Genomic DNA, 22,607 nt, shown 5'->3' with positions numbered 1-22,607 from the left:
AGCGTACCAAGAACAGCGCGCCGCTCATCACTTCGCCGATCCTTGCGCCACGTCCTTGGACGTCGTGTTCAGCGCGCTCAGGGATTTAACATTGGCCAGATCGGTCAGCTTGACCCCGCCGTAGTTGCGCACCGCGAGGCTGACCTGACCGTTGGCGGTGTTCCAGCTGAAACGCTGCTGGATGCCGTCGAGGTCATCAACCCGAGCGCTGTCGTTCATGCGCAACAGGCCCCAGCGACCGGGGTAGTCGAACACGGTGATGCGCTCGCCCGTCAGCGTCACGACGTCCAGTCGTGCGCCCGGTGCGGTGGTGGTGCCCGGCCAGGAGAAGCGGCTCCAGCTGGTCTTGCCATTGCGGTAATGCTGAACCTGGCCGTCGAGGGTGAAGATGATGTCGGTGAAGAACGCCGACGGTTCCAGCATGATCTCGAAGCCGTTTTCCTTGTCCGACAGGCTGGCGATGACCTGGCCCAGGGAGCTGGCCTTGTCGATGCTGGTGACCATGTTCGGGTTGACCAGCGGCGCGGTCTTGGCGCCGCTGCTCATGCCCAGGCCTTCGCCGCCGGACAGGTTGCCGATCTCGTTGCGCTTGAAGTTCGGCAGCAGGCCGGACTCGGGATCGACGAAACGCTGCAGGTCTTTGACCGACGCTTCGTTGCGACTGCCGGCGGCGATCGGGTAACGGTGCGCCATGACCTGTTCCCACGGCTTGGCAATCTGCTGCGCCCAGGCCTTGGCGATCTGCTGGCCGGCCGGGTCACGCAGGGTTTCCCAGGCGAACTGGATCGGCAGGCTGAACAGACCCTGCAACGATTCGGACAACCCGCCCTGGCTGGTATCGACCGTGGTCTCGACGTAGTTGCGCACGTTGGTGACTTCGCTCGGCTGACCTTCGAGGGTTTCGCTGATCAGCTGTTTGCTGCTCTTGCCGACGTCCTGGGAGCGCTGGATGTTGTTCATCCGCACTTTCAGTTTGCGCAGCGCCGCGAGGTAGCGATCCATGATCGTGCTGTCGGCGCCTTCGGCGTTCTGCGTCGCGAAGACCCGCGACACCGGTTCGAAGCGTTGGGCCAGGCTGCCGTCATCCACCGCTGGCAGTGGGGAAAGCATGGCTGCGGTCGGCACTTGCGGGCCGCTGACCAGTCCGGTGACCTTGCTCCAGAAATCATCAGCCTTCGGCGTGCCGGGCTGTTGATTGACCTGGGGCGCAGGCACGTCCCACTGGGTGTTGTCGTTAACCCCGGACAGCAGGATCTTCACCGGCGAATTCTGCACGTCACTCAGCAGCGACAACTGTTGGGTGGCATTGGCCATGTCGGTGAAGTGGCGCACGCCGACGCTGCTCAGCAAGGTGTACCAGGACTGGGCGTAGTCACGCTTGTAGCGCGCCATGAACTCGCGCATGAAGTTGGCTTTCTGGATGATGCTGTCGCCGCCGTCGCCGTCGAGGACCCAATCGGACTCGTTGCGCAGGTTGCTCGACATCAGCTTGATCAGCTCGGGTTTGACGAAACCGTCCCAGCCCTGGCGGGTGAAGATCGCCGGCACCGCTTCGCTGCCGTAGAGCAACTGGCGACCGGGGAGTGGCACCAGCTCGTTGAGGCCCACGGCCGGGAATTGCCGACTGGCTTCCAGTTGCAGGCGCAGGTATTCACGGTCCACCAGCGAGCTGGAAATCATGAACGACTTGAGGCTCTTGCGGGTTTCTTCGACCAGTTGATCGTTGCGGGGCAGGGCAGGGGCCTGACCGGTTTTGAGCAACTGCACGTACATCGGCACGTTGTCGGCGATCACCTCGTCGCTGACCGGGCTGTCCGCCGACGCCGTGTTGCTCCAGGCGACGGGCAAGGCAGCGCTGACGAATTCCGGGTCCGAATGAGCGTTGGGTTGCGTCAGCATCAGGTACAGCTTGAGCGAGTTGTAGGACTCGATGATCGAGGCGACTTGCTGCTCATCCAGGCGGCCGAGCATTTCTTCGGACAACGACAGCCCGCCGGTGGTGGCCGACAGTTCAGCGGCGTCACTGGCCGTGGCGGGGTTGCGCAGGTCGGCGAGGGCGGCTTCGCGGGTTTTGGTCACGTTGCTGCGCACGGCGCCTTTAACGCGGCTGCCGATATCGCCGACGCTACGCGGAATGCTGCTCAGGCTTGGCTTGCCGGTGTTGGCAGTCAAACTGCGCACGCCGCGATCCACCAGCTTTTGGCCTTTGCCGGGCTTGCTGCCGGGCTTGTCACTTGACTTACCAGCAGTGGCACCGAGTTCGTTCTGCGGGTCCACGGATTTAGTGAACTCGTTGAACGCGCGCATCTGCATTTGCAGCTTCAGGGCGACTGGCTCAAGGGCCTGGCTGCGCAGTTGCTGCAGATAGGCCGTTTGCGCGGCAGCAAAGATTTCGTCACCGCGATACAGGCCGGCACTCAGTTGCAGCGGTACGCCCTTGGCGCGGTGCTTCTCGATTTGCGCCAGTTCATGGCGCAGCAGTTCCAGGCCTTCGCCGGCGGCCATGCGCTGGGCGCGGTCAGGCGCGTCCTGCAGCTCGGTCAGCTTGTCCTGCAGGGCGGCGATCCACTCGCGGTTGTGCTGGAACGACAGCGCCTGCCAGCCAATGAAACCGAGACCTGCGAGCAGCGCGGTGGCAATGACCACCGGGGTCATCGACCTGTCGCGGCCGTCGCGGGACTGATACGAGATCAAGTCGCGATCGGGGAAGATCACCCGGCGGAACGTGTCAGTGATGAAGTAGCTGCGGTCACCGGTTTTCCGGCCATTGGCCTGCGCGGCATTCGCGCTGTCGCTGGCCGGCTGCAGAGCAAAGTCTTCGGCCAGATCGTCGTCGAACACCTGGCTCAGCTGCTCGGCGGTCTGCAGCGCGCTGGTGAAATACAGGCCGCGCAGCAGCAGCGGGCTGCCGTGGCTGGCCGGCTGAATGAAGTGCTCAAGGAACGGCACCAGCACGCCTGACAGATCGGCGAAGTAATTGGGGAAGTTGAGCAGCGCGCTGTTGGCGTCGGAACCGAGCCGGATCATCTGCGCGTCGACGTGACGCTGCACGCCGTTGTGCAGGTTCTTCAGTTTGCTGTCGAGCACCGTCTTCAAGCCCTGGGTGCGGATTTCCGACAGCGCGAAGGTCATGCCCAACGGCTGCTGACGCTCGTTCAGGTCCAGACCGTCGAAGGCCTGATTGAAGCCCGGCAACTGGTCGGTCTTGCTCAGCATCAGGTAGATCGGCGGATGGGCGTCGAGGCTGCGGCTGTACTCCTCGATGCGTGCGACCAGCTGGATCGCCATTTCCGCGCGTTCATGGGCGGTGGCTGCCAGCAGTTCCGGCAGGCTGACCACCAACACCAGACCATTGATGGCGGTTTTCTTCCGCTGCTTTTTCAGCAGTTGCAGGAAAGCGGTGAATTCGCTGGCGGCCGAGTCCTCGGCCAGGTAACGGCCGGCCGTGTCGATGAGCACAGCCTCAGGGCTGAAATACCAGTCGCAGTGGCGGGTGCCGCTTTCGCCGCTGCTCTGGCCACTGGCGGTGGTGGCCGAGAGCCCGGAGCGGGTGAGCAATGAAGTCTTGCCGGCCGCTGCCTGGCCTATCACCAGGTACCACGGCAACTCGTACAACGCCGACGAACCGCCGCCGCCTGCCGAACGATCGGCGCGCAGCATGGTGATCGCGTGCTTGAGGCGGTCGCGCAGCACTTGCTGGTCGCGGAAATCCCCGTCCGCTGGCAACGAACGGTCGACTTCGTGGTGCACCAGTTTTTCAAGATTGCGCTCTTTACTGAGGCGTCGTACCTGACGAATAAAGCCGACGAAGATGTAAAACCCGCACACGATCAGCAGGGTTTGCAGCAGGTATTCCCGCGACCATTGGCTGCGTGCCGCCATGACCACGCAGGCGACGAGGCTTATCAGCCACAGCGTGATGACGAGGAACCAGAAACTTTTTAGAGCGCGAAGTAGTGTTTTCATGTCTTCCTGACTCGCTTACCCGAGCAGTGCTCAGGCACTGAACAATTGGCTGATGTGTTCGGACAATAAGGCAACGTCCTTGCCCAGCAGCCAGTCCAGCGTCAGGTAAACCGCCAGACAGACCAGTGCGATCAGCGCCAGGTAAACCCACACCGGCACCTCGTGACGCAGCATCTGCGAGACCTGATCGGGCAGCGCCCAGTCCGGCGACAGCGCTTTGGGGGTCTTGCGATAGCGGGCGATGTCCTGACCGAGGGTGTTGGCCAGATAGCGCAATTGATCCTTGCCTTCACCGACGCTGAATTTGCCCTCGAACCCCAGGGCCAGGCACAGGTGATACACCTCAAGCACGTCGAGGTTGCGTTTGACGTCGGCGCGCAGCGCTTCGATCTTGTCGAAGAAACCTTCGCCCGCCAGGTGCACGCCGAAGTGGCGGAACTGCAGCGGGGACACTTCGATGTGCCGGCGCAGCTCGTTGACTTTCTCCGCCGGCGCCGCCAGTGCGGCGTTGGCTGAAGCGGGCGAATCCTCGGCTTTTGCCACGACCGGCGCCACCGGCATTTTGGCCCGCAGCACGCTTTCGTCGAGAAACGCGCACAACGCGTATTGCGTGTCCTTGACCTGCTCAACGCTGTAATTCGAGGCGCGGGCTTCTCGCTCCAGGTTGGCGAAGAAGGTGTCGACGCTCTCCTCGAATGCGCTGACCGAGGTCACTTGACGGCCACGACGCAGGATCAGCGCCATGCTGATGAAATCCTGCACCAGGTCTTTGAGGGTCGGTTTTGGCTGGTCGGCGGCCATGGCGCCTTGCATTACGGCTTCGCTCATTTGAGTACTGCCATCAGTTCAAGCTTGAGGTTGGTGAAAGCGCTGGGTGCGTAGAACGAGATCGCCTGGGCGCTCATCATGCGTTCGTAGACCCGGCCATGGGGTTCGATCGAGAAGTAGTGGTTGTCCAGACGCACCGGAATGGCGTTGGGCAGCCGCGTCGAATGGTTGAGCGTCGCGCCGGGCATGGCGCTGTTGACCACCACTTCAATGTCTTCCGGGGAGCCGACCTTGACCGCCCGCGGCACCAGTTCCAGCAGGCTGGAGCCGGGCATGTCGGCGTGCACAGAGATGTAGAAGTCGGCATCGACCAGTCGCGGATCGTGCAGTTGACCCTGCCAGTACGACGGCTTGGTCTGGGTCAGGTTGATGACGATGCACTGGTTCGGGATGACGTTGTCCAGCAGCGTGCGGATCATCTGGTCCAGCGTGACCAGCGACGCCGCCGGGTCGTGGTGGTTGTACTCGGGGATGTCGTTGAGCTCGACCTCCAGCGAGAAGGTCAGCAAACCGCCGGCCAGTTCCGCCAGGAACAGGTACAGACGCTCCGGGTGCAGACGCGGGTGGGCCAGCAGATGCGCCAGATTCGGGTACGCGCGGTTGACGGTGTTGAGCAGCCAGAACAGCGTGACGTCGCTGGAGCCGAATTCGGCGATCTGGTCGGCACGTTCGCGACGACGGCCCGACAGCGCCTTGCTTTTTGAGTGCAGCGCGCCGAGCAGACGCTTGCCCAGGCCGATCAGGGTTTCGTGGGTGCCCAGGTGCACGGTCGGGTGCACGAAGTGGGTGTCGAGGCTGAAGCCGCCGATGTTGTTGCGCGACAGCCGCGCGATCGGGCAGTAGCTGTAGCCGTCCAGCGTGTCGCCGTCGATCAGCATGACCACGTTCAGGCGCAGGCTGGTGATCTCGTTTTCCAGATCGCCTTCGTTAAGGTCGGGCAGGGTGTCGAACTGCTTTCGGAAACGCCGCGCGCTTTTCTGCTCCTGGCCGTCCTCGACGTAATTGAGGCCGAACGGCTCCGGCAGTTTCAGGGCGGCGTAGACCTTGAAGTCATTGCCCTTGAGCAACTCGCGCAGATCCCGCGCCGCCGGCAGCGGATCGTGTGACGGCGCGTCGAACAGGCTGCCGTCGGGAAATACCAGCTTCAGCCGCTTGAATTGCAGGGACCCGCCGGCCAGCGCTTCTTCGTCGATCTGCATGGCCTGCACGCCCCAATGGAAGGGCGTGCTGCGCAGCGTCGATTCGGCCAACTGGTGCTGATGGAATTCATCCTGGTACTGGAAGTGCTGCGGCAGAAGAAACATGCCCTCGGACCACATCACGCGGCTCTGCTTACTCATGAACGCCTTCCACTAATGAATCGAACTTTGACTGCACGCCTTTCTGTGCACTCTGCTGGGCAGAGTCCACGGCGGTGTCCTTGGCCTTCTGCACCATCGCGTCCTGCACCTGTTGGCTCAGGGGCGGATTGCCCGCACTGGCGGCGGGCTCGGCCGTGGGCATGACGTTGCTTTTGGCGAACTGCGCTTCGGTCTGCGGCTTGTTCAGCACGTCGTTGCCACGCACAGCCAGCACGTGGTTGTTGTCGACCAGCACGCGCAGGCCGTCGGAGGAAAACCAGATGCCGTCCTTGCGCAGGGAGTTGGCATCAAAGGCGACTTTCCAGTGGCTCTTCTCGTCGGAGCGGAAGAACGCAGCGATGCCGACGTAACCCGTGCCTTTGTTCAGCGGCCACTGGTCGATCTGGCCCATGCCCGGCAGCAACGTGATTTCCTGGCTGTCGATGAGCGTGTTACCGAGGGCCTGCTGCGGGTTGTCCCACAGCGAATCGGCGTCGATGGACGCAAACCGCTCCAGCGCCGTGAGCTGATAGACCCGCAGCACGACCGACAGCGGCCGGCCGCTTTCATCGGGGTTCAACTGGTTGCCGCCGTCGGCGGTGAGGATGACTTTCTCCTTGTCGCCGAACAGCATGTCACCGGCCCACGTGTCATCGACGCGCTTGCTGGCCCGGTCGGTGATGCCGCAGGCGGTGAGCGCCATCACGACTGTCAAAAGGGTCACACGGGTGGCCCAGCCGGCCCCGGCGCAAAGACGTTCCCTGTTTCGCATGTTCATGACTGCTACCTATGAATGCTCAATTAAATCAAGCCGGATCACGTGAGGCGGTAGGCGAAATCGCCGTCGCTGCTCAGTTCGATGTTCAGGCTCTGAATCGGTTTGTCCTGGGCCATGCGTTCCAGCACGTGCTGGGACAGTTCCGGCATGAGGGTCTTGGACAGAATGTTGTCGATGTTGCGTGCGCCGCTGTCGACCTCGGTGCAGCGCGCGGCGATGGCCTTGACCAGCGCCTCGTCGTAGCCGAGCACCGCCTGATGGTTGCGCTCGAAGCGCTTGCGAATGCGCTCCAGCTTCAGGGCAACGATGCGCTCCAGAATCTCGTCCTGAACCGGGTAGTACGGCACGATGGTCAGGCGCCCCAGGAAGGCGGGCTTGAACACCTGGTTCAACTCGTCGCGCAGGTCCTCGACGATCTCGTCCGGGGTCGGCTGCTCGGTGGTGTTCAGGCAGCGCTGCATGATGCGATCGGTGCCGGTGTTGGAAGTGAGGATGATCACCGTGTTGCGGAAGTTGATCTCGCGACCTTCGCCGTCATCCAGCACGCCCTTGTCGAACACCTGGAAGAACAGCTCAAGCACGTCCGGGTGGGCTTTTTCCACTTCGTCCAGCAGCACCACGCTGTAGGGTTTGCGCCGCACGGCTTCGGTGAGTACGCCGCCTTCGCCATAACCGACATAACCCGGCGGCGAGCCTTTGAGGCTGGAAACGGTGTGGGCTTCCTGGTACTCGGACATGTTGATGGTGATGACGTTACGTTCGCCGCCGTATAGCGTGTCGGCCAGCGCCAGAGCGGTTTCAGTCTTGCCGACGCCGCTCGGTCCCAGCAGCAGGAACACGCCGATGGGCTTGTTCGGGTCTTCCATGCGGGCGCGGGAAATCTTGATGCGTTTGCCGATCTCCGCCAGGGCGTGATCTTGCCCGAGTACGCGTTCGCCCAGCAGTGCCGGCAGGCGCTGCACGGTGTCGATTTCGTTGCGCAGCATTTTGCCCAGCGGGATGCCGGTCCAGCCGGAAATCACCTCACCGATGGTGCCGCCGTCGACCAGTGCGTGGACCAGCGGCTGCTCGCCCTGAACGGCTGACAGCTCGGCGCGTACGGCGGAAATCTCGCTGACATCGGGTGTCTCGACGCTGCCCAGTTCAGCCAGTTTCTTGACCAGATCCAGCTCGCGCTGCCATTGCTGCTCCAGGGTCTCGCGGGTGTTCTGGACGCTCTGCAATTCTTCATTCAGCGCGGCCAGACGGCGTGAGTGGTCGCTGCCTTTGGCGGCTTCCTGCTGCAGCACGGCGATCTCGGCCTGGACGTTGTCGATCTGGCGCTTGCAGTCTTCCAGCGGGCCGGGCTGTGCCGACTGCGCCAGGGCCACGCGGGCGCAGGCGGTGTCGAGGACGCTGACGGCTTTGTCCGGCAACTGACGCCCGGTGATGTAGCGGTTGGACAGGCGCACGGCCTGCACCAGCGCTTCGTCCATGACCGTGACTTTGTGGTGCTCCTGCATTTTGCCCAGCAGGCCACGGAGCATGTAGATGGCTTTGTCCTCGTCCGGCTCCTCGACCTTGACCACCTGGAAGCGGCGGGCGAGGGCGGCGTCTTTCTCGAAGTACTTTTTGTACTCCGCCCAGGTAGTCGCGGCGATGGTGCGCAACTCGCCCCGGGCCAGTGCCGGCTTCAGCAGGTTGGCGGCATCGTTCTGCCCGGCCTGACCCCCGGAGCCGATCAGTGTGTGGGCTTCGTCGATAAACAGAATGATCGGGTGCAGGCTGCGTTTGGTTTCTTCGATCACTGACTTCAGGCGGTTTTCGAACTCGCCCTTGACTCCGGCGCCGGCTTGCAGCAGGCCCAGATCGAGGGTGTGAATCGCCACGTCCTTGAGCACCGACGGCACGTCGCCCTGAACGATGCGCAACGCCAGGCCTTCGACGACGGCGGTTTTACCCACGCCGGCTTCACCGGTGAGGATCGGGTTGTTCTGCCGGCGACGGGTCAGAATGTCGACCATCTGCCGCACTTCGAACTCGCGGCCCAGCACTGGATCGATACGGCCGTCGCGGGCGCTCTGGGTCAGGTTGATGGTGTACTGATCCAGCCCCGGCGTTTTGCCGTTGCCTTGAACGGTACGGCCCTTGGCGGCTTTCGGGCTTTCCAGCGGACTGGCCAGACCCGACTCCGGGCTGCCTTCCACGAGTGCCGCAAGATTCACCCGCAGGTCGTCGGCGTTGATTTTTTCCAGCTCGGGCGCGGAGGCCACGACCACGCGGTGCAGCTCGTCATCGTCCAGCAACGCTTGAATCAGGTAGCCGGTGCGGATCTGGCTCCGGCCGAATTCGATGGAGGCCAAAACCCAGGCCTGCTCGATCATCCGGGTGATGTGCGGCGACAGGGCCGGCGTGCGCGTGTTGCCTTTCTTGAAGGTGCCGAGGGCGGTGACCAACTGCGCCTGCAAGCGCTCGGGGACCACGTCGTAATGACGGAGGATCGCCGGCAAATCGTTGTCGTTGTTTTCCAGCAATTGCAGCAGCAAGTGCTCGACTTCAACGTCGTAATGGTTTTCTGACAAGCACAGGGCGGCAGCGCCTTCTGTGGCTGTGCGACTGGTTTCGTTCAGTTTGGCGAACAGCGACTTCAGGTTCACAGTGAGACCCCATCAAAAGGAATATGGAAAAGAGCACAACGGGCCGGCTCGACATCGGCGCCCGGACGTTTCAACCAGCCCAGCCAGCCCAGCGCGACGTTGCCCTGCCGGCCGATCTTCGCCAGCGGCACCGCTTCGCGCTTGAGGGTCGGCGCGATCTGGAAATCCAAGTGCGCGCCGACGTAAAAACGCACCAGCTCGACCAGCTTCTGGTAGTCCTCGGTGCCGGGCTGAAAGCGCTGATAGTCGGCCAGCGTCAACGGGCCGATGTCGATGCGCACGCTCGACTGGTAATCCCAGACCCGGTTGCCGACCACGGCGCTTTGCCCGAGGGCGGCGTTCTTGCGGCCTAGCTGCGTGCATTGGCTGACGTCGAGCTTCAGCCAGCGCCCGGCGAACTGACGGACCTTGAACGGCAGCGAGAAGTAAAAGCTCAGCATCACTTGCAGGTTCAGCGCGTTGCGCGGCTTCTGCGCGAACATCCCCGAGAAATAGCTGAACAGCTCCCGACGCAGCGGTGAGCCTTCAGGGCCGAACTTCTGTTTCTGCGCCTGCGGCCCAAGGCCCACCAGGTGCAGGAGGTAGCGATCGAAGTCCGACGTGCCGTTGCGCTCGTACTCGATGTAAAACTTGTACTTCTGCCAGGCCTCGTAGAACAGCGTGGTCATGCGGTGGGAAAACACGTCGAGAAACGCGTGGGCAGCGTCGTCTCGGTACTGAATGTGGCGCTCCAGCAACAGCTCGGTGTACGGGCGTGGCAATACGCCGGACGGCCCGACCAGACCCATGAACGTCACCTGCACTTCGGTCAGCGGCAACCCGGCCGCAGACACCTTGCCCTCGCGCTCGAATTTCAGATCGCTGACTTCGCTCGCCGGGAAATTCAGCGACAGCTGCGAACGAAAGCGCAACGGGTCTTCATGGGGCCGCGTCTGCAGGTCCATTCGCCCGTTCCTGCTGTAATGCAGGCGGAGCAAACGCACCAACTGAAAGAATTCGAATCGGTGCGGCTCAGCCCGTGCCTGGTCGATCAGACCAGGGGTTGATCGCCGGTTCGCGGGGGCCATTGGACCACTCTCTTTTCGCGCTGCAAGGTGCGCAGGGTTAATTGGGTAAAGCTGTTGATCGAGCAGTACTGGCCGAAGAAGTGGTCGAGCACCATGCCGAACAGAAATACGCCGCTGCCGGTGTACTGGCTTTCATCGAACTTGAGGGTGATGCCCACGCCGCGCACGAAGTTCGGACGCGGGTGGCCGATCCGCGCGACCACCGGCTCGCTGCTCACCGAGACGATGCCGTTGATCTGCTTACGGATCGCCGAAGTGTTGCGGTAGTTGTAGAGCGACAGCAGCTCCAGCAGCACATCGCGGCCTTTGCTGACCAGCGACATATGGTTCAGCGACAGGTGCGAGACCAGGCGCCAGATCACGCCGTTGCCCAGTGGCACGCGCACCGACGCGGTGGGTTTGCGCAGGCAGCGGATGTCATCGATGACCGAGCCTGCCGGGACACTGAAATCCCCGCGCGCGCCGCCGAAGGGCAGCAGCGAAGGCAGGTCCCGATTGCTGCAGGTCAGGCGGATGCTCAAGGTATCGCTGGCCGAGTTGATCAGCTCCAGATCCCGGTCAACCACACGAATGAACATGTCGGTGCCGTCCCGTTGTCGGCTCTGGGAGGGGCGTCGGCGGGCGATCCAGAAGCTGTTGCCCGGACCCTGATCGGCGCGCGGCTCGAAGAACGGGTGACAGCTGCTGACCTGCTCCAGGCCGCCGACTTTCTTGACCCGGCGCACCCGGTCAATGGACACCACCTCGGCCGTGTTTTGCATGCGCACGTCCGGAATGATGGCGTATTCATGCTGAGCATGGGTCAGGGTGATCGGCTCGGCCTGCTGGCGGAACAGGTTGATGATCGGCGTGCAGTTGAGCTTGAAGTTGGCGCGGCCGATGTTCTGCGTCAGGCGCGCCAGCCGGTCGTGCAGGTCGTAGTCGGAGAAGTAGAAATTGATCTCGACCTTGCCCAGCGCCTTGCCCGCCAGAATGCGGCGGAAACCGGACAGGTCGAAGAACATGAACTTGTCCGGGAAGGTGAAATATTCGTGCAGCAGCCGGTAGCCGAGGAACGAGCGCTCCGAGTAATCCACCAGCCCTTCATCCAGACCGTAACCGACCGCTTTCAGCGCGTCAGCCGGCAGGGCCACTTCGCGCATGCGGCCTTCGTCTTCGAACGTCAGCGTGGCTTTGGCCAGGTTGTTGAACAGCAATTCGTACAGCTGCAGCATCAGCGTGCTTTCGCCGTCGAGGAAGAAGCGCAACGAGTCCAGCTCCATCTGGCCGAACAGCACGTCGGAGGTCGCCGTCAGGCCGATGCGTAAACGTGCCACCAGGTCCGCGCTGTGGCCGTTGAACGCCGAGCGCTCCATCTCCACGAACGAGGCCTGCTGCACGCTGATCGGCCACAGGTCGACCGGGTAGCACGTACGGAACTTGCACACCACGCTGTCGATGGGCGTGGCATGGATCTCGGTGTGACGCGCGACACGATAGGCGTCGGTGACTTTCTCATTCTTGCCCAGGGTGAACTCGACGATGGACATCGACGGGGTAGGGCGCAGGTAGTGCGGGTACAGCACCTCAAGGAACGACTCGACGATTTCCGGAAACTCGTCATCGAGCTTCTTGTGCACCCGTGCCGCGAGAAACGAAAACGCCTCGATCAACCGCTCGGTATGAGGGTCCTCGCAGTTATCGCCCTCGATGAGCAACCGCGAGGCGATTTTCGGGTACTGGCTCGCGAACTCCTGGCCCAGAAAGCGCAGGTGCGACAGTTCCTTTTCGTAATAGGGGAGCAGGTCGTCGAGCATCAGTTGAGGTTCTGTACTGTGTATTCCTGGGTATTGACCTGCAACACCGCGTCAAAGGAAACCTGACGGGAGATGTCTTGCAGGCGCAGTACGGCGTCAACGCGAAAGGTCAGCATGCGTTGGCCGGTTTGTTGTGCGAGCAGTTGTACCTTGACGCTGCGAAAGCGCCGGTCGCCGCCGGAAATCGCTTTCTCCAACTGTTGTTGAATCAGGTAGCGGTCCTGCGGGTCGAGCACGCTTTTGCTGGTGAAATCGGGCATGCCGTAGTCGAGGATCGTGCCAGGCAGTTGGGGAAACCCCGCGAGTTCGCCAGCCACCAGTGACTGGCGGGTGTTCACCAGGATTTCCAGGTCACGCACGATGCTGGCCTTGTAATCGGCCAGCGAACACAAGCGTTGCGCCGAGGCTTCAACGGACTGGTGCGGACGGTCGTCCAGCAACCGGTCCAGCAGTGACGGCAACAGCTTGTGTTGGCTACTCATGTTGCCTCCCTGGCAGACCCGATTCGGTTAACCGCGTGTGGATTGCGGCAGCTCGGCGACCAGTCGCAGCGACGCCGTCAGCTCATCCAGTTGGTAGTGCGGACGCAGGTACGTCACGGCCTTGTACACGCCCGGCTTGCCCGGCACTTCAAAGACTTCGGCGCGGGCTTCGCGCAGCGGGAACTTGGCCTTGGCTTCCTGGCTGGCGGTGTCGTCGAGCAGCACGTAGCTGGACAGCCACTTGTTGAGGAACATCTCGACGTCTTTGCGCGACGCGAAGCTGCCGACCTTGTCGCGCATGATCGCCTTCATGTAGTGAGCGATGCGCGAGGTGGCGAAGATGTACTGCAACTGCGCCGAGAGACGGGCGTTGGCGTTGGCGATGTCGGTGTTGTACTGCTTTTGCTTCTGGGTCGACTGGGTGCCGAAGAACGCCGCGTAGTCGGTGCCCTTGCAGTGCACGAGCGGGATGAAACCGAGGTCGGAGAGTTCTTTCTCGCGACGGTCGGTAATCGCGATTTCGGTCGGACACTTGAGGGCAATTTCGCCGTCGTCGGTCTTGAACGTGTGGGTCGGCAGACCTTCCACCAGACCGCCGCCTTCCACGCCACGAATCGCCACGCACCAGCCGTAGCGGGAGAACGCGTCGGTGACGCGAGTGCCCAGTGCGTAGGCAGCGTTCATCCACAGGTATTTGTTGTGGTCGCGGCCATCGACGCTTTCGACGAAGTTGAATTCTTCGACCGGCGTGGTATCCGGGCCATACGGCAGGCGACCCAGCACATGGGGCAGGGTCAGGCCGACATAACGGGAGTCTTCGGAGTTACGGAAGGACTTCCACTTCGCGTATTCGACGGTGTCGAAGATCTTCGCCAGGTCGCGCGGGCCGGACATGTCGGTGAACGAGTCCCAGCCGAACAGCTCGGGCGACGCCGCCGAAATGAACGGCGCGTGGGCAGCGGCCGCGACGTGGGAGATCTCTTCGAGCAGGTACATGTCTTCCGGGTTACGGTTGAACTCGTAATCACCTAGCAGCATGCCGAACGGAGCGCCACCGAAGGTGCCGTACTCTTCTTCGTAGATCTTCTTGAACAGAGCGCTCTGGTCGAATTCCGACGAGGCCTTGAGGTCACGGACCAGGTCTTTCTTCGACGCATTGAGCAGGTGAATCTTCAGCGTGGTGCTGGTCTCGGTCTGGTCGACCTGGTACTTCAGGCCACGCCAGGACGCTTCCAGCTGCTGGAATTCGCGGGCGTGCATGATCTCGTTCATTTGCTCGGAGAGCATCGAATCGATCTCGGCGATGCGCGCATCGAGCACGGCGATCAGGTCTTTGCTCGGCGTCATTTCGCCTTCCAGCACCTGACCCACCAGCTCGCCGATCAGATCACGGGTGCGGGTGCGTTCGGTCTCGGAGCGGGCGACACGGCTCTCGGAAATGATGCTGTCGAGCAGCGAAGACTGCGGGGCGAAGTTTTCCACTTCAACCAGATCAGTGTCCGGCTGGGCCACGGTTTGTTTGTCGTTCATGGTCGTGCTCCTGCTTACTCTTTGGCGTCGGTGGCGGGAACGGCGGCTTCACGACCGAATTCCTTGCCCAGCGTTTTCAGCTTTTCGGTGTTCTGCAACACGTCCATCAACAGCTCTTCGAGCTTGTCGTTGCCGCCCATCTTGTTGCGCAGGTCGGCAAGCTTGTTGCGCACTTCCAGCAGCTTGCGCAGCGGCTCGACTTGCTTGACCACGTTCTGCGGTTCGAAGTCTTCCAGCGCGTTGAAGTTGAGCTCAACCCCCAGCTGCGTGCCGTTCTTGGCCAGCGTGTTGTCGACGCGATAGGCCAGGCGCGGCTTGATGCCTTTGAGCACGCCATTGAAGTTGTCGCGGTCGATGAAGATGAATTTGCGATCCTTGAGCTTGGGCAGCGGCTCAAGGGGGTTGCCGGAAAAATCGCCCAGCACGCCGACGACAAAGGGCAGCTCTTTCTTTTCCTGAGCATCGCCGATGTCGACGTCGTAGGTGATGTGGACCCGAGGGGCGCGAACGCGGTCGAGTTTGTGCTGGGTACTTTCCTTCTTCGCCATCGTGTTCTCCTGTGCGAGCAACTCGCTGCAAGTCATTTTGCGTGTCGGCTCGACGTTGAGCCGAGTGCTTTACAGTCCTTCGATCGTCATCAGCAGGCGCTGACGAATCTCATCTTTCATGTCCATGATGCTGTCTTGGCCCACCAGCTCTTCAAAACTGGCGTTGCCGGCAATCTGCGTGCTGCTGCGAATGACCGAGTCGTCCGGCAGCGTCGAGCGCACCGGCGAGCTGATCACGCAAAACGGCAGGTCGCCAAAATCCTTCAGTCGCTCGAAGCTCACCGGAAACCGCAGGCCGTCGAACAAACGCCCCAGCCCCGGTGATTTGCTCACGCAGTAAAACAGCACCAGGTAGTGCACGACGAAGCGGTACAACTCGGCGCTGCTACGGTTGGGGTCTTTGATGACGCTGCGAAAGCGCGCCAGGTCAAAGGAATTGAAGCCGATCACCCAGCGGGTCGGGCTGGTGATGCGGACGGTCTGACCGCTGTCGGCCAGGACCTTGTCGTATTCCAGCGGGAACAGCTCTGGCGTGGTGCTGATCAGGTTCAGCGGCACTTCCATCTCATTGACCAACTGGAACGGAGACGCCGAACCAATCCTGTCATACAGCTCTTTGAGTTCCTTGAAGTGATGCTGGGTCTCCCGGCCACTGCTGCGCTGGGCACCCTGGAGGTACTCACCGAACAGATTCTGGGGACGAATCAACAGCGCCAGCGTGGCCAGGTAATCGGACGCCTGTGCTTTAAGCACGTCGGAAATAGCCCGGGTCTGGCTGCGCAGCTTTATGAGTGCTTCTACGTCAAACGTTTGAGTCATTGGTACATCGTCCCTGAACCCTTCTCAACAATGCGGCGAATGCGGCGAGACATAGTGAAGAGATCGCGTCGCCCGGCTGGCACACCTTCTCGAAAAGCTGATTCGGATCAACGTCATCCCGAAACTCGCCGCGAAGGTTAGGCGCATGAAACGTGGCCGAACACCGATAGCTAGTAGCCAGCAGTGTCAGCTCAGGCAGTTAATTGTGTGGGAAAGTTCCTACAGACGCGAAGTTTTTCTCACATTTGATACAGGCCGCAATGATGCTTTATGGCCACTATCATCATTGCGGTGGGCTCGAAAATGGCCCCAGGCCTTGTGATTCAAGGGCTGCAGGGTTTTATTGGATCCCTTTGGCAGGTTTAAAGAAAAGGGCGGAAAGGTGAACCGGTTCACCTCCTGATCTGAACTAAGCGGGCAACTAAGGAAAATCGCTGCAAAAGAGCCTTGCGGGAGGGGTGAGGATTCTGAGGTGTTTTTTGTGGGGTACGGATTTTCCTGGGGATGGGTGGTGTAGCTCGCCGGGGTGTGGCTTGAGTCGATGACTTGGGTTGAGAGCCGGTTTTGTGGACGGAATTTATTGAGGGAGCGGGCTATGGAAGTGCGAGGCTGGTTGACGGCGGTGCTGGGGCGCGAGGGACGAGTGAAGGAGGGTGTGCCGGGTTCGGATTTGGCGTCAGCTTCTGCCGACGGCAAGGAGCGGGGGCAGGAGCAGCCGTTGTCGCGGGTGCAGCAACTTCTGAGCGAGCTGCCGGTTTGTCCGGCGCCGGGTGCGTTCGCGACGCCGCCGCCCGTTTGTCCTTCGGTCTGGGAAAGAGATCAGGCATTACTCGCCAGGTATCACGCCTATGTGGACGACGCCGAGAAAATTGGCTGGCGAGCGCTGTCGGATCCTACTCGGGATGAGGGACGTGAGCTTGCAGCGCAATGGCGGTCCAGGGCGATCGACCTTTCCAGCGGTAAAGCCACCGAGCAATGTGACGGAATTTACTGGTACTTCCAAAGCGCAGCCATCGCTTCACTGTTCGCGGACGGACCGGAATCGGAAGCCTTTGTTCGCTACAGAAGGGATGCAGAATCGTATCGGGGCTGGCTCAGGGTCGATGGTCAGGTGCGGTTGTTTGATGAGTATGTGACCGTGATTGCGTCTGGCCCATAGCTCACGCCGGGCGCCGAGTGAAGGGCTGACTGGATCCTTTGGGCTACACCGCTTCGCGAGCAAGGCCGGACTGGTCTCATGTGGGCCACAGATCCGGGACACACTGCAGATTCTGTGGGGGTGAGCTTGCTCACGAAGAGGCCGGTGCATTCAGACACTTTTTCTGGCGGCTGAAAGTAAGTCTTCGCGAGCAAGCTCGGCTCCCACGGGATGGTGATTCGGCTCAGTATTTCAGGTGTTTTGCAAGACCTGTGGGAGTGAGCTTGCTCACGAAGTCTTCAGATTTCCGCACTGCTCATTGACGTACAAGGATTTGTAGCGCGCCATGGCATCGGTGAGTCGGCGCTTCAAATAGTCATTGGAATGCCCCAGCGCCGCCAGGATCTGCGCAGACTCCTCATGATAAGACGCGCGCTTTTCCAACGACCACGTCGTTGGCGCGGATTGGAGGTTGGTGATCCGGTCGCACAATTTGATCGCTGCCGCTTCCCGGGAATGCGCGGCGATCGCCTGGAAATAGCGCTTATCCGAGAAGGGCACGATCAGGTTCTTGCTCAGGCAGGCGACGGTCGATGCGACAACGGCGCCGAACACTTCAGCCAGTGCCTCTTCTGACGTTCCAGTGTCCTCGATCACGTCGTGCAGAAGCGCGGCAGGCATCGCGATGGACAGATCGCCGATGTCACTTTCCCGGTCCGCAAAAATCAGTTCGTTGGCCACCATCGCGACATGGGTGGTGTAGGGCAGATCCGATCCCTTCATCATCTGCCCGACGTGTGCGTGGGAGGCGAACAGCCAGGCTTTGTTGTAGAGGTGCTGCAGGTCGGTGGACGTCAATCAATTCACTCCTGAGATGGGGGAGATGGGCGGAGGCTTTCCAGGGGCTGGCCGTCGGGGAGCTTAATTTTTAAACCGCGACCGATCTGGCTGCCGATGTAGTAAGCGATGCCGAGTGCATGGGCAAGCTCCGGATCCGTCTCCTCGAACTCCTTCCCGGCCCACGCGCCAATGGTCAATTTGTGCAGACGGCTCTTGTCTTTTTCGGTGCCCAGCAAGATGTTTCTGATGAAGTCGAGTTGGATCAGCGCGCTTGCGTAAAGGGGGAACGCTGGACACGATGCCTCCCTCAGGCGCGTGATCGCAATGGCTTCGTCGATGTAGTCGATGGCTTTTTTCAACTGCTCGTTTCCCTGAGTTGCGGCGGCGTTTCCTAGATCGCGCTGCCTCGGTTCCAGCCTGGCTTTTGCATCAGCAATTCGTCCATCTCCCTCCGGCGGCAACGGTTGACGAATTTAAGCGCTGAGGCGAGATCGTGCTGGAAGCGTTCGAACATCTCTTGGTCTATTGCGTAGTATTCTTCGTAATCTGCTAAGCCGCTGCTTACCGGAAACGATACGTAGAACCGGCCTGAGGTTTCTTCAACTCCCAGGGAGAACATTTCTTCGCGGTTTACGTAAGTGTCGCTGAATGTCATCGTTCGGAGGGCTCCAGTTTGCTTGCTAAAGCAGCTTTAGCGCTGCCTCATTATGCAATATTTGGTAAAGCTCGCTGCGCAAAGCTTTACGCAGGTTGGTTGTCGTTGAGCAAGGCGGTGCGAATGAGGTCGAGTTTTTGTCTGGTCAACCGTCAGTGATCGACGATGAATGTATGTGCTTATGGGCTAGGGAACGGTAATGATTGATGCGCATAATCTCAAGAAGGTCAGTTGGACATTTCTAACATTCCTTTTATCCATGATGGCCCTAGGTCCATCAAATCTTGAATATTTCTGGCATCTGTACCTCGTGGTGGCGCTGCTGGCGATTCTGTGGACCCTCTACCTGGTTTATTTCTGTGAGAAATTTACCGTTTATATGATCTCGCTGGTGGTGGCGTTTTTAGGCGCGTTTTGTTTACCAGTCTGCTCGGTCGCGTATCTCACTGCAGGAAGCATCTGGGGCAAAGAGGGTCTTCTGCCCTTATTGCTAGGGTGCGCGCCGGTTGGTATCACGCTGCTGACCTACTATGCACTGGCCAGAGGCAGGTCATCCTTTCATCCGTTCGAATATAACGGGCTAAAAGTCCAGCCGAGGTATCAGGATAGGCAGCGATCACCTGCCTCGTATAATCCCGTGTTAGTTGCCGGAGCTACAACCTTGGCGGCAAGTATTACTATAAATTCACTTGGCCATTTAACTGCCGCAATGGTCGCTATGGTTGGACTGCAGGCGTTTTGCATCGCCGCGTTGTTTCACGCTCGCCACATCATCAGAGGGCTACGCGCGCTCCGCCTTCAAGAAAAATCAATGCCTACGCCCTACACGTTCATGCAAATTGACCAAATCCGCGAAGCGCGGAGGCGTTGGTATTTGGGCAGATGGTTCACGTCGATCGCGTCTTTGAGGGCGTCGCAGGATGACTGATTGCTCGATGATTCGTCTCGACTTGGTTTGGTGGGTATCTCGCGTCGCTGTGTTAGGCGTCTTTTTTTGCTGCGTTGCCCTCATGCTTTATGAACGTGATGCGATTAGCGGCCTGCGCACCCTCCGTTCTCGGGAGAAGTCCATGCCTGCTTCATTCACCTTCAAGCGAATCGACGAGATCCGTAAAGCCCGCAGCCGTTGGTGGATCAGTAGATTGTTCAAGTGGATTAGTTCCCGGCACCAGTGACCAGGTGCATGATTAATGGTGATTCTGCGCACGCTGAATTGTCTCTTCGCGTGTTCACCCAAGGGGTAAAGGAGATTTACATGATCATGGACCTCGCATCGTTTCTCGCGCCGCAGAACGTACAGCTGATCGCGTCCAGGCTCTGCCAATCCGAAACCGCCGAGGTGCGCGCTGTCGACCGACGCAGGATCTCTAGCAAATCAAAGTCTGTGCTTGAGGGTATGGGTTGGGTTGGAGTATTTATTGATCCATGGGTTGAGGCAAACCGATAAAGAATGCGTTGAAGCGCTGAAAGGGATACTGGCTGATGATTTTGGACTCCAATTATCTCAAGCACGGTGCTTGGGTCTCGTTTATCGCACTTGTCTTTTCCATGGCTATCGGGCTTTCTGCGGTTCCGCTCTTCTGGCCAGCCTATATTCTGGTTTTTTTCTTGAAACTCAGCTGGTTTCTCTACCTGATCTATTTTTGTGAGAGGTTTACATTTTATTTGTGGTCAGTCCTAGCCAGTGTGCTGAGCTTCTTGATCATACTAGCAGGCAGTGCCGCTTACGCTTCCGCTGCCGACGTGTGGGACCCGGCAAGTGCCGCGGTATTTATTGCGGGCTTGTTACCCATGGCTTTGGTACTTTTGACTTATTCTCTAATCGCGCATACAAAGCCGTCGTTTCACCCATTTGAATACAGCGGAAATAAGGTGAGGGTGGTGCCGAGGGTTAGTCAGGCTAAGTCAGCAAGATATCCTGGTGCGTTGTTGGCTGGTACGTCCACACTGGCTGCGAGTATCTTCGTCCATTTTTTTGGGATCCCTGCGGCGGGAGTTGTTGGTGCGGTCGTTCTAACTACCTGCGCTTTAGTGATTCTCTACCATCTGCGTCATTCAGTTAGAGCGTTGCGCACCTTAAGCATCAAAGAAAAATCCTCATCAGTGCCCTACACGTTTATGGAAATCGACGAAATTCGCCAAGCACGCAATCGCTGGTGGATCAGTAGATTGGCTAGACTGGTTCGGTCTTGGAGAAAATCACAGGATGATTGAAGACCAAGTCAGCTTGGTGTAATGGGTTGTTAGGCGTCACTGATTCATAAGCTGGTTAAGCGACGAAGCCAGCACGATGTTGATTGACGTCATTCACTAGGAATTTGGTTCGGCAGGACAGGGCGCGAGGCCAGTCGCGTAGCAGAAGGGGTCTATGTGGTTCGCCCCATCTATCGATGGGCATGCGTCAAAGGCGCTGTCTCGATTTACCGGAGCAACCTTTATCTGGAAGACGGCGACACATACACCACCTAACGTGTAAGCCTTGAACAAGCCGAAACCAGACCGCCCTTGCCGAGCGGTCGGTGAGCTTATTTCAGTAAGGCGACCACTGCGCAGGCAAGCATGATCAACAGCGCCGGCCACTGCATCGGTATGAAAAAGAAGTGGTGGCGAACACCAGCGGGGTGAAGCTCGCGATTCAACACAAAGCCCAGGACAACGTTGATGGCTGAACCAATACCCACTGCCAGCAAGAATTGCATGAGCGATAAATCACTGGATTTAGCGCTGGGGTCCATCAACAACCAGCTCAGTAACAGAACCATGGCCAGTGGTGTTAACAGAGTCATCCAGCCCGCGCCGCGATAGATCATCGTTGGCTGTTCAGTTCGAAGACATTGGACGCTGGCTCGCGTCCCCGCTCTTCAACCCCCAATACGATATTGAGTGTATTGAGGAACAGGTCATGGCTCAGGATACCGGTGGCGATGGTCGACAATACGGCTTTGCCGTTTTCGTCCTTGATCACCACGTTTTCGGTCCAAGTGCCTAGATCCACCGTTCGCAGCGACGACATCGGCACTTTGTTGCCTTGGTACTCGAGGAAGTCGCTGTGCACAACAATCGGCGCCGTAGTGACTTTGAGGAAGTTGCCGGTCACTCGCTTGCCCCAGACCTGCTTTGAACTGATGCAGTTGAAGGTGACCGAGCGGCCCGACTCCAGCGCTTCCGCCACGGCCGGCAGCCGCGCCCGTACGTGTAAGTCACGGACCAGCTCCTGAAATACCTGGAAGCCTTTCAATGTATCGACCACTCGATGAAAGGGTTCTGAGGCATTGCGGCGATAGGCCAGGTTTGTGATCAGGCCCGTCAATACAGTTTGCCCGGAGCTGAACAGGTACAAGTCCTCTATCTCGGCAAACGCCGTGTAGTCGCGCTGGTCTTTAGTGATGCGCACGATGCCATTCCCATAAACTTCGTAATGGGTATTACGCAGCTTCTTCTGCCAAGCGGTGGTAGCCAATAGGCATAGCCCGATAGTGGCCAATAAGCCTATGGTGAAACTAAACACTTTGTGTTCGCCTGAGAAATTGAGGGTCATGCCGCGGGACGTCTGGAGAGTCACCGGGCCGTGATCGCCCATCGGCACAATCGTGGACAGATAGAAGACGAACGCGGCGAGGCCCAAAAATACAACGGCCAATATCAGGCCGAAAATCAAAAAGGCCTTGCCCTGGTGGAACGTTGCGATCAGCTCACCGGTGTCGGAAGAAGTGTGGGAGTTATTTGATTCCATGAGTGTTTGCGTCCTTGTCTTTGAATGGGTGCGCGGCCTTAGGCGCGGGGCAGGGCAGGTGGTGCTTTTTCTAGAGAGTGGAGCGGTGTAGCTGGATTCATGGCATGCCCGGCGTGATTACTAGCAACGCTTCCTGTGCCCATGCTGTTTTGTTGAGCTGCTCCCCAACCTTGCTGGTCGGCGGCGGATGCGACAGCGATGGGGTACAGAGACAGCTAATGTTGCATGCAGAGCTCATATAACCGGGTGCGCAATTCGGCGAACTCATTGTTTTCGTCGATCAAGGGCTGTCCGTTACAGTACAAAACGATGTCGGTCAGGGACCCCATTCCTCCATACAGTCCGATTATTTGCGAGAGTGCGAAGTCGTAGCCGTGGGGTAGATCTGCTCGATACTGATCGAGACGCTCAGCCCATTCGTATTTATTCCCGGCGCGTAGCAACGCGGACA

Annotated in this window: 19 protein-coding genes; 3 read left to right on the top strand and 16 right to left on the bottom strand. The window is 59.7% G+C overall.

Going from position 1 to position 22,607, the window contains the following annotated elements; translation table 11 throughout:
- Positions 1-27 precede the first annotated feature (27 nt).
- The 11 genes from QWI20_RS09885 to QWI20_RS09835 form a co-directional block, all read right to left on the bottom strand.
- Entirely contained in the window at positions 28-3,966 is a 3,939-nt protein-coding gene (locus QWI20_RS09885) for a type VI secretion protein IcmF/TssM N-terminal domain-containing protein (RefSeq protein ID WP_369305302.1), read from the bottom strand.
- 30 nt (positions 3,967-3,996) lie between these two features.
- Positions 3,997-4,794 carry a type IVB secretion system protein IcmH/DotU gene (icmH, locus tag QWI20_RS09880; protein ID WP_369305301.1) on the bottom strand — a complete coding sequence of 266 codons (798 nt, stop codon included), beginning with the start codon at positions 4,792-4,794 and terminating at the stop codon, positions 3,997-3,999.
- A complete protein-coding gene (tssK, locus tag QWI20_RS09875) occupies positions 4,791-6,134 on the bottom strand; it encodes a type VI secretion system baseplate subunit TssK (RefSeq protein ID WP_369305300.1) in 1,344 nt (447 codons plus the stop codon). The genes icmH and tssK overlap by 4 nt, the downstream gene beginning before the upstream one ends.
- Positions 6,127-6,906: a type VI secretion system lipoprotein TssJ gene (gene tssJ, locus QWI20_RS09870; protein ID WP_369305414.1), complete on the bottom strand. Its 780-nt coding sequence runs from the start codon at positions 6,904-6,906 to the stop codon at positions 6,127-6,129. The genes tssK and tssJ overlap by 8 nt, the downstream gene beginning before the upstream one ends.
- A 44-nt stretch (positions 6,907-6,950) precedes the next feature.
- Positions 6,951-9,548, bottom strand: coding sequence for a type VI secretion system ATPase TssH (gene tssH / locus QWI20_RS09865; RefSeq protein WP_369305299.1), 2,598 nt, complete (start codon positions 9,546-9,548; stop codon positions 6,951-6,953).
- Positions 9,545-10,615, bottom strand: coding sequence for a type VI secretion system baseplate subunit TssG (tssG, locus tag QWI20_RS09860; RefSeq protein ID WP_369305298.1), 1,071 nt, complete (start codon positions 10,613-10,615; stop codon positions 9,545-9,547). The genes tssH and tssG overlap by 4 nt, the downstream gene beginning before the upstream one ends.
- Positions 10,579-12,411, bottom strand: a complete 1,833-nt coding sequence (gene tssF / locus QWI20_RS09855; protein WP_369305297.1) for a type VI secretion system baseplate subunit TssF — start codon at positions 12,409-12,411, stop codon at positions 10,579-10,581. The genes tssG and tssF overlap by 37 nt, the downstream gene beginning before the upstream one ends.
- Positions 12,411-12,893: a type VI secretion system baseplate subunit TssE gene (gene tssE / locus QWI20_RS09850; RefSeq protein ID WP_331103054.1), complete on the bottom strand. Its 483-nt coding sequence runs from the start codon at positions 12,891-12,893 to the stop codon at positions 12,411-12,413. The genes tssF and tssE overlap by 1 nt, the downstream gene beginning before the upstream one ends.
- A gap of 27 nt (positions 12,894-12,920) precedes the next feature.
- Positions 12,921-14,423 (bottom strand): type VI secretion system contractile sheath large subunit, encoded by a 1,503-nt coding sequence (gene tssC, locus QWI20_RS09845; RefSeq protein ID WP_074887836.1) that lies wholly within the window; start codon positions 14,421-14,423, stop codon positions 12,921-12,923.
- Positions 14,424-14,437: 14 nt separating this feature from the next.
- Positions 14,438-14,971 carry a type VI secretion system contractile sheath small subunit gene (gene tssB / locus QWI20_RS09840; RefSeq protein WP_062387737.1) on the bottom strand — a complete coding sequence of 178 codons (534 nt, stop codon included), beginning with the start codon at positions 14,969-14,971 and terminating at the stop codon, positions 14,438-14,440.
- A gap of 69 nt (positions 14,972-15,040) precedes the next feature.
- Positions 15,041-15,790, bottom strand: coding sequence for a hypothetical protein (locus QWI20_RS09835; RefSeq protein WP_369305296.1), 750 nt, complete (start codon positions 15,788-15,790; stop codon positions 15,041-15,043).
- A gap of 595 nt (positions 15,791-16,385) precedes the next feature.
- Between QWI20_RS09835 and QWI20_RS09830 the strand changes: the two genes are divergently transcribed.
- Positions 16,386-16,949 (top strand): hypothetical protein, encoded by a 564-nt coding sequence (locus QWI20_RS09830; RefSeq protein ID WP_369305295.1) that lies wholly within the window; start codon positions 16,386-16,388, stop codon positions 16,947-16,949.
- 267 nt (positions 16,950-17,216) lie between these two features.
- On the opposite strand, the gene QWI20_RS09825 is transcribed toward QWI20_RS09830, so the two are convergent.
- Genes QWI20_RS09825 through QWI20_RS09815 form a run of 3 tightly spaced genes read right to left on the bottom strand, consistent with a single transcriptional unit; the run spans position 17,217 to position 18,423 of the window.
- Complete coding sequence (locus QWI20_RS09825) at positions 17,217-17,786, bottom strand: HD domain-containing protein (protein ID WP_369305294.1); 570 nt, start codon at positions 17,784-17,786, stop codon at positions 17,217-17,219.
- Positions 17,787-17,791: 5 nt separating this feature from the next.
- Positions 17,792-18,127: an immunity protein Tsi6 family protein gene (locus QWI20_RS09820; RefSeq protein WP_369305293.1), complete on the bottom strand. Its 336-nt coding sequence runs from the start codon at positions 18,125-18,127 to the stop codon at positions 17,792-17,794.
- A 32-nt stretch (positions 18,128-18,159) separates the two neighbouring features.
- Positions 18,160-18,423, bottom strand: coding sequence for a hypothetical protein (locus tag QWI20_RS09815; protein WP_369305292.1), 264 nt, complete (start codon positions 18,421-18,423; stop codon positions 18,160-18,162).
- A 199-nt stretch (positions 18,424-18,622) separates the two neighbouring features.
- Here QWI20_RS09815 and QWI20_RS09810 point away from each other — a divergent pair, with 199 nt between their 5' ends.
- Positions 18,623-19,351, top strand: a complete 729-nt coding sequence (locus QWI20_RS09810) for a hypothetical protein (protein ID WP_369305291.1) — start codon at positions 18,623-18,625, stop codon at positions 19,349-19,351.
- A 554-nt stretch (positions 19,352-19,905) separates the two neighbouring features.
- Positions 19,906-20,637, top strand: coding sequence for a hypothetical protein (locus QWI20_RS09805; protein ID WP_369305290.1), 732 nt, complete (start codon positions 19,906-19,908; stop codon positions 20,635-20,637).
- Between the two features lie 311 nt (positions 20,638-20,948).
- On the opposite strand, the gene QWI20_RS09800 is transcribed toward QWI20_RS09805, so the two are convergent.
- Together QWI20_RS09800 and QWI20_RS09795 are read right to left on the bottom strand one after the other, a co-directional pair.
- Positions 20,949-21,233 (bottom strand): hypothetical protein, encoded by a 285-nt coding sequence (locus QWI20_RS09800; protein ID WP_369305289.1) that lies wholly within the window; start codon positions 21,231-21,233, stop codon positions 20,949-20,951.
- Positions 21,230-22,156, bottom strand: a complete 927-nt coding sequence (locus QWI20_RS09795) for a hypothetical protein (protein ID WP_369305288.1) — start codon at positions 22,154-22,156, stop codon at positions 21,230-21,232. The genes QWI20_RS09800 and QWI20_RS09795 overlap by 4 nt, the downstream gene beginning before the upstream one ends.
- Positions 22,157-22,607: the final 451 nt, after the last annotated feature.

It is taken from the genome of Pseudomonas sp. W2-17 (assembly GCF_041060445.1).
Classification (GTDB): domain Bacteria; phylum Pseudomonadota; class Gammaproteobacteria; order Pseudomonadales; family Pseudomonadaceae; genus Aquipseudomonas.
The sequence above is the reverse complement of the archived record's forward strand: the minus strand, read 5'-3'. Positions and strand labels throughout refer to the sequence as shown.